The organism is Pseudomonas putida, from assembly GCA_041071465.1.
GTDB classification, from domain to species: domain Bacteria; phylum Pseudomonadota; class Gammaproteobacteria; order Pseudomonadales; family Pseudomonadaceae; genus Aquipseudomonas; species Aquipseudomonas putida_P.
Map to the genome: position 1 here is coordinate 5,514,576 of CP163498.1, position 13,323 is coordinate 5,527,898.

Consider the following 13,323-nt stretch of genomic DNA (forward strand, 5'->3'; position numbering starts at 1 on the left):
GAGCCGCCAGAATGCAAACCGCCTTCCCTCACCTGTTCGAAGCCTTGCAGATCCGCGGCAAACGCTTGAAGAACCGCATCATGTCAACCGGGCACGACACCTGCCTGCCCACCGACAACCTGGTCAACGACAAGCTGATCGCCTACCAGCGGGACCGTGCTGCCGGTGGCGTCGGCCTGATCGTGCTGCAGGTCGCCGGGGTGCACGACAGTGCCCGCTACACCTCACACGTACTGATGGCCACCGACGATGCGTGCATTGATGGCTACCGCCAGCTCGCCGAGGCTTGCCATGCGCACGGCACCGTGGTGCTGTCGCAGCTGTTCCACCCCGGGCGGGAGATCATGGAGTCGGCGGACGGCCTGCTGGCGGTGGCCTACTCGGCCTCATCAGTGCCCAATGAGCGCTTCCGGGTAATGCCGCGCGCGTTGGACCAGGCGATGATCGACGAAATCGTCCAGGGCTACGCCAGCGCCGCCCGCCGTCTGCACCAGGCCGGGCTGGATGGCGTCGAGGTGGTCGCCAGCCATGGCTACCTGCCCGCGCAGTTCCTCAACCCGCGGGTGAACCTGCGCAGCGATGGCTACAACGGCGAACTGGCGCAGCGCTTGAGGTTCTTGCGCGAAGTGCTGGCCGCTGTGCGCGCCGCCACCGACGAACATTTCATCATCGGCCTGCGCATCAGCGCTGACGAGCGCGACACCCAGGGCCTGAGCGAAGACGAGTCACTGGCGGCCGCCGTGGCCTTGCAGGGCCAGCTCGATTACCTGCATATCGTCGCCGGCACCTCGGCATCGCTGGGCGGCGCCGTGCATATCGTGCCGCCGATGGCGATCGAGGCGGCTTACTTGGCCCGCGAGGCCGGCACCTTCAAGCAACAGCTCGATATACCGCTGTTCGTCACCGGGCGCATCAACCAGCCCCAGGAAGCCGAGCTGATCCTGGCGCGCGGCCAGGCCGATGTGTGCGGCATGACCCGAGCGTTGATTTGCGACCCGTTGATGCCGAGCAAGACCGAACGCGGCCAGGTCGAGGACGTACGTGCCTGCATCGCGTGTAACCAGGCCTGTATCGGCCATTTCCACCGTGGTTTGGCCATTTCCTGCATTCAGCGTCCAGAAACCGGTCGTGAGCTGCAATACGGGCAACTTACGCCCGCCATTTCGCCCAAGCGCATCATGGTCGCAGGTGGCGGGCCTGCCGGTATGAAGGCCGCCGCCGTGGCCGCCGCGCGCGGGCACCAGGTCACCCTGTACGAGGCCGGCCCGCAGCTGGGTGGGCAGGTGTTGCTGGCCCAGCTGCTGCCAAGGCGTAGCGAGTTCGGCGGTGCCAGCACCAACCTGCAGCGGGAAATGGCCCTGGCCGGTGTAGAGGTAGTGCGCAATACCCGGGTCGACCGCGCCCTGGTCGAACGCGAGCGCCCGGACCTGGTCATCGCGGCAACCGGTGCCACCCCATACTGGCCGGCGTTCGAGCGTACCGGGGAGCTGCAGGTGGTGGACGCCTGGCAAGTCCTGCGCAATGAAGTGAAGCTGGGGCGTTCGGTGCTGGTGGTCGACTGGCGCTGCGACTGGATCGGCCCCGGTATCGCCGAACGCCTGGTACGCGAGGGCCATCAGGTGCAATTGGCGGTAAACGGCACCCATTGCGGCGAAAGCCTGCCGCTTTATGTACGCGATCAACTGGCCGGCGAGCTGCATCGCCTGGGCATCCCCATCACCCCTTATGCCCGCCTGTATGGCAGCGACGACAATACGGTGTACCTGCAGCACACCGCCAGCGGCGAACCAATGATCTTCGAAGGCATCGACACCCTGGTGCTGTGCCTGGGCCATCAACCGGAAGACCGCCTTGCCACTGAACTGGCAGGCCTGGTGGAGGTACGACGGATTGGCGACTGCCTGGCGCCGCGCACGGCCGAAGAGGCCATTCACGATGGCCTGACAGTTGCCTGGGCGCTCTGAGGCTGTACATACTGCGGCTTTTGCGATGGACCGACGTGCATGAGCCAACTCCCCCAGCCCCCCGCCAGCGAAACCGGGGGCGCCGCACCGCAGTTTCTCGGCACACGCATCCGCGGCCTGCGCAAGCGCCGCGGCATGACCCTGGCGGAGCTGGCCGCACACAGTGAATTGACTGCGGGCTACATCAGCCAGCTGGAACGCAACCTCTCCTACCCGTCTATCCCGGCGCTGTTCAACATCGCCCGCAGCCTGGGCGTGACCATCCAGTGGTTCTTCGCCAGCGAAGCCACCACCGCGCCCGAGGACCAGGGCTATGTGGTGCGGCGCAACAGCCGCCTGAGCGTGCACTATGAAGACGGCATCGTCGATCAACTGCTCACCCCGCAGCCCAACCGCCAGCTGGAGATCCTGCACTCACGCTTCCCCCCGGGCACCTACAGCCAGCAAAGCTACAGCCATGACGGCGAAGAAGCCGGCTACCTGCTGAGCGGCACCTTCGAGCTATGGGTAGGCGAGCGCCATTTCCAACTGAGCGAAGGCGACAGCTTCAGCTTCTCGAGCCAGGAACCACACCGTTATGGCAACCCCGGTGAAGTGGATGCCGTGGTGATCTGGGTAATCACGCCGCCAACATTCTGAAGCACTCCTGCAGACGCTGGTAACACCGTTGACCCCCAATTGGGTCTACCTTGTCATCCGAACTTCAAAGGAGCACAACCATGAAGCAGATCCTGATCATTGGCGCGGGTTTTGCCGGCCTGTGGAGCGCGCTCAGCGCCATCCGTCAGCTTGACCTCAACGGCAGCAAGGATGTCGAGGTCACCCTGCTTGCGCCTCAGGCCGAGCTGCATGTGCGTCCGCGTTTCTACGAGCCCGACGTACACACCATGGCCGCGCCGCTGCACACGCTGTTCGATGCCGTCAATGTCCGCTTCGTGCAAGGCACCGCCTGCCATATTGATGAAGGGGCGCGCCGAGTCAGCTATCGCACCCCCAGCGGCACGTCGTGCGCCCTGCCCTACGACCGCCTGATCGTGGCCTGTGGCAGCGAGCTGAACCGGCCTGACAGGGTCGGTATCGAACATGCCTTCGATGTCGACAAACTCGAGAGTGCCGCACGCCTGGAAACCCATCTCAAGTCGCTGGCAAGGCTGCCCGACACACCGGCACGCAATACCGTGGTGGTGGCCGGGGGCGGCTTTACCGGCATAGAGACCGCCACCGAACTACCGGCCCGCTTGCGCGCGATACTGGGTGAAGACGCTGCGTTGCGTGTGGTGATAGTCGACCGAGGCGCAAGAATTGGCGCGGCCCTGGGTGACGGCATCCGCCCGAGCATCGAGCAGGCAAGCGAGGCGTTGGGCGTTGAATGGATCTGTGGCGCTACGGTGGCTTCGGTAGAGCCTGCCGGCGTGCTGCTGGACAACGGCCAACGCATCGACGCGGGTACGGTGATCTGGACTGTGGGCTTCAAGGCCAACCCGCTCACCGAGCAGATCAGTGGCGAGCGCGACCATCAGGGGCGCCTGCACGTCGATGGCAACCTCAAGGTCAAGGGTAGTGATTCGGTGTATGCCGCTGGAGACGTGGCTTACGCCGCCTGTGACGAACTTGGCAACCATGCGGTGATGTCTTGCCAGCACGCGATTGCGCTGGGGCGTCATGCGGGCAACAATGCGGCCGCCGAACTGGTTGGCGTGGTGCCGAAGACCTATAGCCAGCCCAAGTACGTGACTTGCCTTGACCTGGGTGCCTGGGGTGCGGTGTATACCGAGGGATGGGAACGTACGGTGTCACCACCGCAGGACAAGGCCGAGGCCAAAGTACTGAAATCGCAAATCAATACCGTGTGGATTTACCCGCCAGCAGCCGATCGCACAGCAGCACTGGCTGCGGCTGATCCGGCGATCCCGGTAGCGTAAGGCTGTCGCGCCCCCCGCTGTGGGGGCGCGAAAACCTTCATGTTCCGAGCAGGGCCGTTGAATCAGGCCACAGCAAACAGCTCATTGGCAATCTGCGCCTGTGCAGCATCAATCGCCTGGCTGCGCTGCTCCGGGCCATAGGCCAGGCCATGGGCGCGAACAATTTCCAGGTCGGTGACACCGATAAAGCCCAGGAACACTTTCAGGAAATCTTCATGCCCGGCGCCAGTCGGCTGGCCAGCGTGCAGGCCACCGGCGGTGGAAACCAGCACCACTTTCTTGTCACCGCACAGGCCTTCGGGGCCAGCTTCGGTGTAGCGGAAGGTCTTGCCGGCGACAGCGACGCGGTCGATCCAGGCCTTGAGCTGGGTCGGCACGGTGAAGTTGTACATCGGCGCGCCAATCACAACAGCGTCGGCAGCCAGGAATTCTTCCAGGGTCTCGGCGCTCAGCTTGGCTTCGAAAGCCTGGGCGGCGTCACGCACGTCTTCAGGGGTGCCCGCAGCTACCAGGGTAGCGGCAGAGAAGTGGGCGATGGCATCGGCCGCCAGGTCGCGGTAAACCACCTCGACGCTTGGGTCTGCAGCCTTCCAGGCCTCGACCACTTCGCGGCTCAGCTGGCGGGAGGCGGAATTGTCGCCCAGGATGCTCGAATCGATGTGCAACAGTTTCATGGGACTCTCCTGTTAATGAAGACCGCATCAGTGGGCGATCACGATGGGGAGAATCCTACCGAGGTGAGCAATGGCTGATAAGCTGGCAAAAATGCGTTAGTTTGTCCCACAGGTGGAACAGTGAGACATTCCCATGCAAGACCTCAACGACCTCTTTTACTTCGCACGCGTGGTCGAAGCCGGCGGGTTCGCCGCCGCCGGGCGCCAGCTAGGCATCCCCAAGTCGCGCCTGTCACGGCGTATCGCCGAACTTGAAGAGCGCCTGGGCACACGCCTGCTGCAACGCACCACCCGGCAACTCAAGCTCACCGCGGTAGGTGAGCGCTACCTGCATCATTGCCAGGCCATGCTGTTGGAGGCCGAAGCTGCCGATGAAACCGTGGCCAGCATGAGCAGCGAACCACGCGGGCGTTTGCGCGTGTCATGCCCGGTAGCTCTGGCGCATGCGTTCCTGCCGGATGTGATCAGCCGCTTTCTTGAGCAGTACCCGCTGGTGCAATTGGACATGGTGCTGATCAACCGCCGGGTAGACCTGATTTCCGAAGGTATCGATGTGGCGTTGCGCGTACGCGACCTGGGCGACGAAGACCCGGCCCTGGTTACCCGCCGCCTGCGCCAGGCGCAAATGCAACTGGTGGCCGCGCCCGGTTTCGCTGACCACATTCGAGAACCAGGCGAGTTGGCGTCATTACCGGTGCTGGGCGCCGCCGAGGCAGACCGGCTGGTGCACTTCCGCCTGCTCGGCCCCGATGGCAAGCAGCAGGAAATCGCCCTAGAGCCACGCTTGGCGATCGATGATTTCGTAGTACGTAATGCTGCTGTACGAGCCGGCCTGGGTTTCACTGCGTTGCCCAGCATGTTTTGTGAAGAAGAACTGGAGCGCGGCGAACTGGTGCGCCTGCTGCCAGACTGGTCGCTACCGGGTGGCTATCTGCAGGCGGTGTATCCCCATCGGCGTGGTTTGCTGCCTGCAGTGCGGGTGTGGATCGATCACCTGGCGGCATCATTCGAAGCCTGTGGAGAGCGGTATGTCTGAGCGAAAGATGAGCCAAGCCCAGGTGGCGGCGTTTTGCCTGAGCCTGCCGGGTGCGCGGGAAGACTACAAATGGGGCGGCATCCGGGTGTTCTCGGTGGCGGGCAACAAGATGTTCGCGGTACTCGACCTGGCCGGCGCAGGCTTGTCGTTCAAGGTGGCCGACGAGCTGTTTCTCGGCTATTGCGACCGCCCTGGGGTTCGGCCGGCGCCATACCTGGCGCGGGCGAAGTGGGTCAGCATGGCACTGCCCTACCCAATGGGGCGTGATGAGCTGTGTGACTTATTGCAGCGCTCGCATCAATTGGTGGTGCGACGCCTGCCCAAGCGGTTGCAGGTGGGGCTGGTCATGTGATCGACCTGTACCCGCGTAAAGGCCGGTACAGGTAAACCTCAAGCAAAGGGCAGATAGCGCCCTTCAAAAAACAGCCAGTCGGCCCAGAACACTTGGTGCACCAGCACAATCCCCCAGCACACCAACTGGTACGAGACCTTGCGGGTCTTGTGTCGGAACAGCTGCTGCGCCAACAGCGCCCCCGGCCAGCCGCCCAGCAATTCACTGGCATGCAGCACTTTTTCCGGTGTGCGCCAGGCCTGGGTACGCGCCTGCCGTTTATCCTGCCAGTACAGCAACAGGCTGATCAGGCTCATCGCCGGGTACAGCGCCAGCGGCCACCAGGCCTGGTCGTTCCAGGCCATGCGCGCCGCACCCAGGCCTGGCAACAGGCACAGCAGGCCTAACAGCAACAGCTTCAGGCGCACATTGCGCACGCCTTCGGCTCGTTGCCCGCGCAGTGCCTCAGCCATGTGCGGTCGACCAGTCAACCCAGCCAAACTGCCAGGTCGCCAGAATCAGCAGGCCGAACACGATACGGTACCAGGCGAATGCCGCGTAGCTATGGTTGGCAATGAATTTGAGCAACGCCCGTACGGCGATCATGGCGAAGATGAACGAAGTCACGAAGCCAATCGCAAACACCGGCAGGTCAGCGGGCTGGAACAGGTCGCGGTACTTGTAGCCCGAATACACCGCTGCACCGACCATGGTTGGCATTGCCAGGAAGAACGAGAACTCGGTCGCTGCCTTGCGCGACAGGCCAAACAGCAGGCCACCGATAATGGTCGAGCCGGAGCGTGACGTGCCCGGGATCATCGCCAGGCACTGGACAAAGCCGATTTTCAACGCATGGCTCCAGCGCATGTCGTCCACATGGTCCACCTGCACACGATGCTCGCGGCGCTCGGCCCAGAGCATGATGACGCCGCCGACCACCAGTGCCGTTGCCACGGTGATCGGGTTGAACAGGTACTCGTGAATCAGGTCGGCGAACAGCACGCCCAGGACCACCGCCGGCATGAACGCCAACAGCAGGTTGCCCGTGAAGCGGCGCGCCTTGGGCTGGCTGGTCAGGCCGAAGACCACTTCGAGAATCTTGCCGCGAAACTCCCACACCACCGCCAGGATCGCCGCCAGCTGGATGATGATGTTGAAAGCCATGGCCCGTTCGCCGCCAAAACCGATCAGGTCGGCGACGATGATCTGGTGGCCGGTACTGGAGATCGGCAGAAACTCCGTCAACCCCTCGACCACGCCCAAGATGATTGCCTGGAAGGCAGTCCAAAAATCCATCATTCCCCCGATGGAGCGCTGCTCGTTGCAGGCCCCTTGTTCTTGATTTGCTTGTGATTGCCGCACGCGGCCCGGCTGTTTTACAGCGACTGTTGGGCGCAACGCCAGTAGAAAAGTTCACGCTTGTTAAAGGTTTCATCTTGCGCGGCCGAAATCCTAGCAGAGCGCCTTTGCAATCGCTTTACGCGACCTGCTGCAGACTATTACGAAGATAGCACTTAGCCATTAGTCGGGTGGGACTTGCTGCAAAGCATGCTTCGATGCACCTCAATAAAAAGAACAATGCGGGAGCTGGTGGATGAACACTCTGAGATCGATGTCGATCAGTCGTCGCCTGTGGCTGATCCTTGTAGTGGCGGTGGCCATGCTGGTGGTGCTGGGCCTGCTGATGCTGCGCCAGATCCACGGTGACCTGTACCAGGCCAAGGCAGAAAAGACCCGCCATGTGGTGCAGACCGCCGCCGGTGTGCTGGCCTATTACCAAGGCCTGGAGGCGGCCGGCACGCTCAGCCGCGAAGCCGCCCAGCAGCAAGCACTGCAAGTGGTGCGAGCGCTGCGCTACGACCACGACGACTATTTCTGGATCAACGACCTGGGGCCGACGATGATCATGCATCCGGCCAACCCCAAGCTCGACGGCCAGGACCTTTCCGCCATCCGCGACCCCGATGGCTTTGCCGTGTTCAACGAAATGGTCGCCCTGGCCCGCCAGCAGGGCGCCGGCCCGGTCAACTATCGCTGGCCCAAGCCCGGCGCCAGCGAGCCGGTCGCTAAAACCTCCTATATACAGCTGTTCAAACCGTGGGGCTGGATCATCGGTTCGGCGTGTACGTCGATGACGTACAGGCCGAGTTCGCTCGCCAGCTACGCGACGCCTCGCTGGTCGGCGTGGGCATTGCCCTGTTGATGGCGCTGTTGGTCATGCTGATTGCCCGCAGCATCGCCCGCCCGTTGCAAGAAGCGGTGCAGGCGATGGGCAACATCGCCAGCGGCGAAAGCGACCTTACTCGACGGCTGGACACCCATGGCCGCGATGAAATCACCCACCTGGGCGAGCACTTCAACCGCTTCAACGGCAAGCTGCAAGGCGTGGTCGGCCAGCTGCAGGGGGCGGCCCATGCGCTGGCCCAGTCCGCTGGGCACGTCGGCGACAATGCGGGCGCCGCACAACAACACAGCGCCCAGCAATCGCTGCAGATGGACCAGGTGGCCACGGCGGTGAATGAGGTGACCTACGCCGTGCAGGACGTGGCCAAGACTGCCGAACAAGCCGCCGGGGAAATGCGCACCGCACAGCAGCAGGTGACGCACGGCCAGCAGGCCATTCACGGCAGCCTGGCGCAAATCGATCGGCTGTCGCTGACCATCGAGCAGGCCGTGCAGGTAATCCGCGACCTGGCCGGGCACAGTACACGCATTGGCGGCGTGCTGGAGGTGATTCGCTCCATTGCCGAGCAGACCAACCTGCTGGCGCTGAACGCGGCCATCGAGGCGGCACGGGCCGGCGAGCAAGGCCGCGGTTTTGCCGTGGTCGCCGACGAGGTGCGCCTGCTGGCCCAGCGCACGGCGCAGTCAACGGCCGAAATCCACACCATGATCGAGCACCTGCAAAGCCAGTCGGACGCTGCGGTCAAGGCCATCGACACCAGCAGCGAGGCGTCACGCCAGACCGTCGAGCAAGCCCGCGAGGCCGGAGCAAGCCTGGACGCCATCAACCAGGCACTGAACAACCTCACTGCATTGAATGCATCCATCGCCAGTGCCACCTTGCAGCAGGCGCATGTGGTCGAAGAAATCAACCGCAACGTGCTGGACACCGCAGGGCTGTCCCAGCAGACCGCTGATGCGGCGCGGCAGTCCAGCGATGCCGGGATGGCGTTGGGGCAGTTGAGCGAGGAATTGGAGCAGTTACTGCGGCAGTTTCGGGTATAGCGATAGAACGCAGCGCAGCCCTTGTGGGAGCCTTGTGCCGCGAAAGGCCGGCAATCTATGCGCTGACGCCGTAATCCTGGGGCCGCTTTGCGGCCCTTTCGCGACGCAAGGCCGCTCCCTCACGGCCCTACACCTTCCCCGGCCGACCCGTTACAATCGCGCCCCTTCCCCGATAGTCTCTCCAAGGATCGCCGATGTCCGGCCTTGAACTCATCGCCGCCGTCCTCGGCGTCACCGCTGTCTGGCTCACGGTCAAGCAGAACGCCTGGTGCTGGCCGATCGGTCTGGTCATGGTGCTGATCTACGGCTGGCTGTTCTACGAGGTAAAGCTGTACTCGGGCATGCTGCTGCAAGTGGCCTACGCCATCCTGCAACTGTACGGCTGGTGGCAGTGGAAGCGCCCCGAGCACGCAGAAGAAGCCCGCCAGGTCTCCCGCCTGCAACGCCCGGCGCTGTTCACCGGCCTGGCCGCCGGGGTGCTGCTGAGCGCCGCCCTGGGCGCGGCCATGGCCAATTGGACCGATGCTGCCCTGCCCTGGCTGGACGCCACCCTGACCGGCTTCAGCCTGGTGGCGCAACTGTGGATGGCACAGAAACGCCTGCAGTGCTGGCCATTGTGGGTGGTGGTCGACATCATCTATGTAGGCCAATACCTGCACCAGCAGCTGTATTTCACCGCAGGCTTCTTCGCCGTACTCACCCTGATTGCCCTGCGCGGCTGGCTGGAATGGCGCCGTGACCCGGCATTGGTGCAGCCATGAACGCAGAGCAGGCCATGAAGGTACTGGTGCTATGCGGCCCCGAGTCCAGCGGCAAAAGCTGGCTTGGCGGGGTGATCCAGGCGCATTTCGGTGGCGTGGTAGTGGCCGAGTACGTGCGCCATTTCATCGACCAGGAACGCCGCGATACCTGCTACGCCGACATTCCCGCCATCGCCCGCGGGCAACTGGCCTGGGAAGACCGGGCACGCGAGCAGGCACCGCCGCTGCTGATTCTGGACACCCACCTGCTCAGCAATATGCTCTGGAGCCAAGCGCTGTTCGATGACTGCCCGACCTGGCTTGAACAGGCACTGCTGGCGCGGCGTTACGACCTGCACCTGTTGCTTAGCCCGCAAGGGGTGGATTGGGTTGGCGATGGCCAGCGTTGCCAGCCCGACCTTGGCGACCGCCAACGCTTTTTCGACGACAGCCTGGCCTGGCTGAAGCGGAACAATCAGCCGCACCAGATACTTGAGGGCAATTGGCCACAGCGCCAATTGCTGGCCTTGCAAGCAGTTGCTACGCTGCTTGATAGCGATACGCCAGCCTGCCCGACCGAGTGTTAAGCCCCTGACACACTCCGTTGGGGCAAAGCCCCCGAAATTGCGGGGCTTTCCCCCGCTTCGGGCACAGTGTCAAGCTCATGAAACACCCTTGCAAAAACCCTTCCAATCAAGGCCACTGCTGGCTTGCCTAGCAACGCTTGCGGCCAGCTGTTTCATCACTGAGACAGAATACGCCGCAGTTTGTTAGCCATCCAGGCTAACCGCTTGATCTGCAAACGCTTCTCAAAAACGGCACACCTTCTGCTCTGTTGTTCGCATCGCTGAACAGGGCCAGCGCTCAAAGAAGGAGTTGCCGTCGTGAGGAAAAGAGACAAACGCCTCCATCACCTGCTGTTGGTAGGTTGCGTATTGGGGTCATTGAGCCTGACGGCCCAAGCGGACAACGGGATCATCATCATCAAGCGCGACGTGCAGGTACGCAACGCGACGATCCCTCCCCTGATCCCAGACCCAAGCCCTACCACGGTCAACGCCAACCCTTCTGCCTACGTGCTCAAGCAAACCAACGAACTGAGTGATGGCGACTTCGCCAGCATCAGCAGCGGCGCAGGCATCAGCAACATGATCACCCAGCAGACCAACAACCTGGGCGGTAACCTCGGTAACCAGAACCAATTACCCAATCTGTCGGGCGGGCGCGGCACCGGTGGCTCAGGTAACGGCATCGCCAACATGGTCAACTCAAGTGTGCAGCGTGGCCTCGCGCCGCTGCAGATCCTGACCGGCGGGGGCAAGTGAGATGAAGCACATGCTGCTGATTCTGGCCGCTCTGTGCAGCGCACCGGCCTTCGCGCAATCCTTGGTTCCAGTCATCAACAACGCCGACATCGACAGCTCCGGTAGCCGCTATCAGGGCAACCTGTCGGTCAACCAGGCCGCTGGCGACAAGCAGCAACAGGTCAATGCGCGCGCCATCGCCGTCGGCCCTGAAGCAAACGCCAGCACGCAGATCCGCCAACGCCTGAACACCCCCGCCGACCCCGCGATGGATGCCCGCTCGACCATCCAGGGCAACGCCTTCAGCAACGGCAGTGGCGCCCTGGGGGTCAACCAGAGCGCCGGCGCCAACACCCAGCAAGCCAACGCACTGAGCATCAGTATTGGTGCGCAGCCGCAAAGCATCGACGACAGCGTCCTCATGCAACAGAACGTGGCGCTGATCAACAACTCCGGAGCAACTGACATTCCAGCCGGCTATCGCCAGGTCACCACCAGTGATCAGGCCTTCACCGGTAGCCGTGGCGTGATCCAGTTGAACCAGAGTGCCGGGGTGGGAAACCGCATGGCCAACACCTTGAGCATCCGGGTCGCGGATTGACCCTTCAGTTAAGAACGACACTTAACCTAATAGAGTACGGAGAATCACCATGAAACCCTCGATGGCAATCAAGCCTCTGGTTTTCGCAATTGCTGCGGTCATGGCTGTTGCTGTACAAGCTGGGCAAAACGATCGGCGTAATGACCACCATAACGGCCACCATAACAATGGTCAGCACACGCCTCCACCCACCAAAATCCCTGTGTATGCAACGGCCAATGCCTGGGATACCCAATCCAGCACCGATAACCGCATCACCAACCAAGGCACCATCAACGAAGCCGAGATGAGTGACTCTGGCACAGGCTCCAGCGGCAACGTCGGCATCAACGTGGCGGCTGGTAACGGTAACCAGCAGGATAACGCCGCGGCCATTGCCAACGCCGGCTCCGAGTCGAGCCTGGACAACAGCTTCGTGTTCGGCATGGCCAACGCCACCGCCGACGTCGAGCAAACCAGCAGAAACAACCGGGTCGACAATTACTCGACCCAGTCTTCGGCTGTGATGAGCGGCTCGGCCAGCGGGGCTGAGGGCAACATCGGCATCAACATCGCCGGCGGCGACCTCAACCAGCAGAAAAACACCATGGCCATCGCCAACACCGGCGCCCCACTGGGTAACGCCACCGCCACCGCTTCGGCCAATCAGGACGGGCCAGGCCTGACGGTAAACAACGGCGCCGACCGCACCTACCGTGTGGATACGATCACCATCACCACCTCGGCCAGCGGCTCGAGCTCGCGTGATGGCACGTTCAACTCGACCGACGACCGCAGCTCGTCGTCGAGCTTCAGCGTGGCCGGCGCGCAAAGCGCCAGCTCCAGCGGCTCCAGTGGCTGGAATTCCAGCGGTTCGAGCAGCTCGAACGCCAGCGGCTCCAACAACTCCAGCGCCAGTGGCTCCAACAGCTGGGGCCTGAACGGCTCAGCCAGCGGCAGCAACAGCTCGTCGAGCAGCGCCAACCTCAACGCATCGCTGGATGCAGCAGCCAACGCTACCCGCACCCTCACCACCGATGATGGCCGTCGCGAGCGCACCCGCTCCAGCACCTTCGACGGTTCGTTGAATGCATCGCTGGATGTCTCGGTCGACAAGTCGCACGAAAGTGCCTACGACTCGTCGTTCGAGAAGGCCTTCGACTCCAACTACGACAAGTCGCATCAATCGTCGTACGAGAAGTCCAAGGATTCTTCGTACACCAAGTCTCACGATTCTTCGTACGAGAATGCTTCGGCGTCTGACTTCTCGAAGTCTGGCGAAAAATCGAAACAATCCTCGAACGACGTGTCGAAGAGCTACAGCGAAAGCAGTGCTTACGACTTGAGCAATACCGTGTCCTTCCAAGTGCTGACCCCGACCGGCTGGGCCAACCCTGTTACCAACACTGCAACCCTTAGCGGTTCGGTGAACGGTGGCAGCGGCAACCTGGGCGTGAACGTGGCAGCCGGTGTGGGCAACCAGCAGAGCAACTCGCTGGCCATCTCCAACACCTCGTTCTGACCGTTGTGCTTGAGGCCCCCTT

General features: G+C 62.8%; 13 protein-coding genes and 1 pseudogene. 11 read left to right on the forward strand and 3 right to left on the reverse strand.

The genetic code is table 11. From position 1 onward, the window contains the following. Nucleotides 1–11: 11 nt before the first annotated feature. The 3 genes from AB5975_25370 to AB5975_25380 all read left to right on the forward strand — a co-directional run bounded on the left by AB5975_25370 (nt 12) and on the right by AB5975_25380 (nt 3,886). A complete protein-coding gene (locus tag AB5975_25370; protein ID XDR19789.1) occupies nt 12–1,964 on the forward strand; it encodes an FAD-dependent oxidoreductase in 1,953 nt (650 codons plus the stop codon). 39 nt (nt 1,965–2,003) lie between these two features. Next, nucleotides 2,004–2,603, forward strand: coding sequence for a helix-turn-helix domain-containing protein (locus AB5975_25375; protein XDR19790.1), 600 nt, complete (start codon nt 2,004–2,006; stop codon nt 2,601–2,603). Nucleotides 2,604–2,683: 80 nt separating this feature from the next. After that, the gene (locus AB5975_25380) at nt 2,684–3,886 is read left to right on the forward strand and encodes an NAD(P)/FAD-dependent oxidoreductase (protein ID XDR19791.1); all 1,203 of its coding nucleotides are present in this window, start codon (nt 2,684–2,686) and stop codon (nt 3,884–3,886) included. Nucleotides 3,887–3,948: 62 nt separating this feature from the next. Here AB5975_25380 and AB5975_25385 read toward each other — a convergent pair whose 3' ends face one another. Continuing rightward, nucleotides 3,949–4,560, reverse strand: coding sequence for an FMN-dependent NADH-azoreductase (locus AB5975_25385; GenBank protein XDR19792.1), 612 nt, complete (start codon nt 4,558–4,560; stop codon nt 3,949–3,951). A gap of 133 nt (nt 4,561–4,693) precedes the next feature. On the opposite strand from AB5975_25385, the gene AB5975_25390 reads away from it, so the two are divergent. Then, entirely contained in the window at nt 4,694–5,596 is a 903-nt protein-coding gene (locus AB5975_25390; GenBank protein XDR19793.1) for a LysR substrate-binding domain-containing protein, read from the forward strand. Continuing rightward, a complete protein-coding gene (locus AB5975_25395) occupies nt 5,589–5,948 on the forward strand; it encodes an MmcQ/YjbR family DNA-binding protein (GenBank protein ID XDR19794.1) in 360 nt (119 codons plus the stop codon). Before AB5975_25390 ends, AB5975_25395 begins: the two co-directional genes overlap by 8 nt. A 38-nt stretch (nt 5,949–5,986) precedes the next feature. Here the strand turns inward: AB5975_25395 and AB5975_25400 are convergent, their stop codons facing one another. Both AB5975_25400 and AB5975_25405 read right to left on the reverse strand, forming a co-directional pair. After that, nucleotides 5,987–6,400: a DUF1294 domain-containing protein gene (locus AB5975_25400; GenBank protein ID XDR19795.1), complete on the reverse strand. Its 414-nt coding sequence runs from the start codon at nt 6,398–6,400 to the stop codon at nt 5,987–5,989. Beyond that, the gene (locus AB5975_25405; GenBank protein XDR19796.1) at nt 6,393–7,223 is read right to left on the reverse strand and encodes an undecaprenyl-diphosphate phosphatase; all 831 of its coding nucleotides are present in this window, start codon (nt 7,221–7,223) and stop codon (nt 6,393–6,395) included. The genes AB5975_25400 and AB5975_25405 overlap by 8 nt, the downstream gene beginning before the upstream one ends. Nucleotides 7,224–7,521: 298 nt before the next feature. On the opposite strand from AB5975_25405, the pseudogene mcpP reads away from it, so the two are divergent. The 6 genes and pseudogenes from mcpP to AB5975_25435 all read left to right on the forward strand — a co-directional run bounded on the left by mcpP (nt 7,522) and on the right by AB5975_25435 (nt 13,301). After that, a pseudogene (gene mcpP / locus AB5975_25410) lies at nt 7,522–9,155 on the forward strand (methyl-accepting chemotaxis protein McpP). Between the two features lie 194 nt (nt 9,156–9,349). Next, nucleotides 9,350–9,916 carry a nicotinamide riboside transporter PnuC gene (gene pnuC / locus AB5975_25415; GenBank protein ID XDR19797.1) on the forward strand — a complete coding sequence of 189 codons (567 nt, stop codon included), beginning with the start codon at nt 9,350–9,352 and terminating at the stop codon, nt 9,914–9,916. Beyond that, nucleotides 9,913–10,482: an AAA family ATPase gene (locus tag AB5975_25420; GenBank protein ID XDR19798.1), complete on the forward strand. Its 570-nt coding sequence runs from the start codon at nt 9,913–9,915 to the stop codon at nt 10,480–10,482. The genes pnuC and AB5975_25420 overlap by 4 nt, the downstream gene beginning before the upstream one ends. Nucleotides 10,483–10,779: 297 nt before the next feature. Next, on the forward strand, nt 10,780–11,220 hold the full coding sequence (locus AB5975_25425) for a hypothetical protein (GenBank protein XDR19799.1): 441 nt from the start codon (nt 10,780–10,782) through the stop codon (nt 11,218–11,220). A gap of 1 nt (nt 11,221) precedes the next feature. Further along, nucleotides 11,222–11,800, forward strand: a complete 579-nt coding sequence (locus AB5975_25430) for an adhesin (protein ID XDR19800.1) — start codon at nt 11,222–11,224, stop codon at nt 11,798–11,800. 49 nt (nt 11,801–11,849) lie between these two features. Then, nucleotides 11,850–13,301, forward strand: coding sequence for a heme utilization protein (locus AB5975_25435; GenBank protein XDR19801.1), 1,452 nt, complete (start codon nt 11,850–11,852; stop codon nt 13,299–13,301). Nucleotides 13,302–13,323 lie beyond the last annotated feature (22 nt).

What these genes read in the sequence shown, in the direction of transcription:
- AB5975_25370 (XDR19789.1), top strand. Translation starts at nt 12, where the DNA reads ATGCAAACCGCCTTCCCTCACCTGTTCGAAGCCTTGCAGATCCGCGGC.
- AB5975_25375 (XDR19790.1), top strand. Translation starts at nt 2,004, where the DNA reads ATGAGCCAACTCCCCCAGCCCCCCGCCAGCGAAACCGGGGGCGCCGCA.
- AB5975_25380 (XDR19791.1), top strand. Translation starts at nt 2,684, where the DNA reads ATGAAGCAGATCCTGATCATTGGCGCGGGTTTTGCCGGCCTGTGGAGC.
- AB5975_25385 (XDR19792.1), bottom strand. Translation starts at nt 4,560, where the DNA reads ATGAAACTGTTGCACATCGATTCGAGCATCCTGGGCGACAATTCCGCC.
- AB5975_25390 (XDR19793.1), top strand. Translation starts at nt 4,694, where the DNA reads ATGCAAGACCTCAACGACCTCTTTTACTTCGCACGCGTGGTCGAAGCC.
- AB5975_25395 (XDR19794.1), top strand. Translation starts at nt 5,589, where the DNA reads ATGTCTGAGCGAAAGATGAGCCAAGCCCAGGTGGCGGCGTTTTGCCTG.
- AB5975_25400 (XDR19795.1), bottom strand. Translation starts at nt 6,400, where the DNA reads ATGGCTGAGGCACTGCGCGGGCAACGAGCCGAAGGCGTGCGCAATGTG.
- AB5975_25405 (XDR19796.1), bottom strand. Translation starts at nt 7,223, where the DNA reads ATGGATTTTTGGACTGCCTTCCAGGCAATCATCTTGGGCGTGGTCGAG.
- pnuC (XDR19797.1), top strand. Translation starts at nt 9,350, where the DNA reads ATGTCCGGCCTTGAACTCATCGCCGCCGTCCTCGGCGTCACCGCTGTC.
- AB5975_25420 (XDR19798.1), top strand. Translation starts at nt 9,913, where the DNA reads ATGAACGCAGAGCAGGCCATGAAGGTACTGGTGCTATGCGGCCCCGAG.
- AB5975_25430 (XDR19800.1), top strand. Translation starts at nt 11,222, where the DNA reads ATGAAGCACATGCTGCTGATTCTGGCCGCTCTGTGCAGCGCACCGGCC.
- AB5975_25435 (XDR19801.1), top strand. Translation starts at nt 11,850, where the DNA reads ATGAAACCCTCGATGGCAATCAAGCCTCTGGTTTTCGCAATTGCTGCG.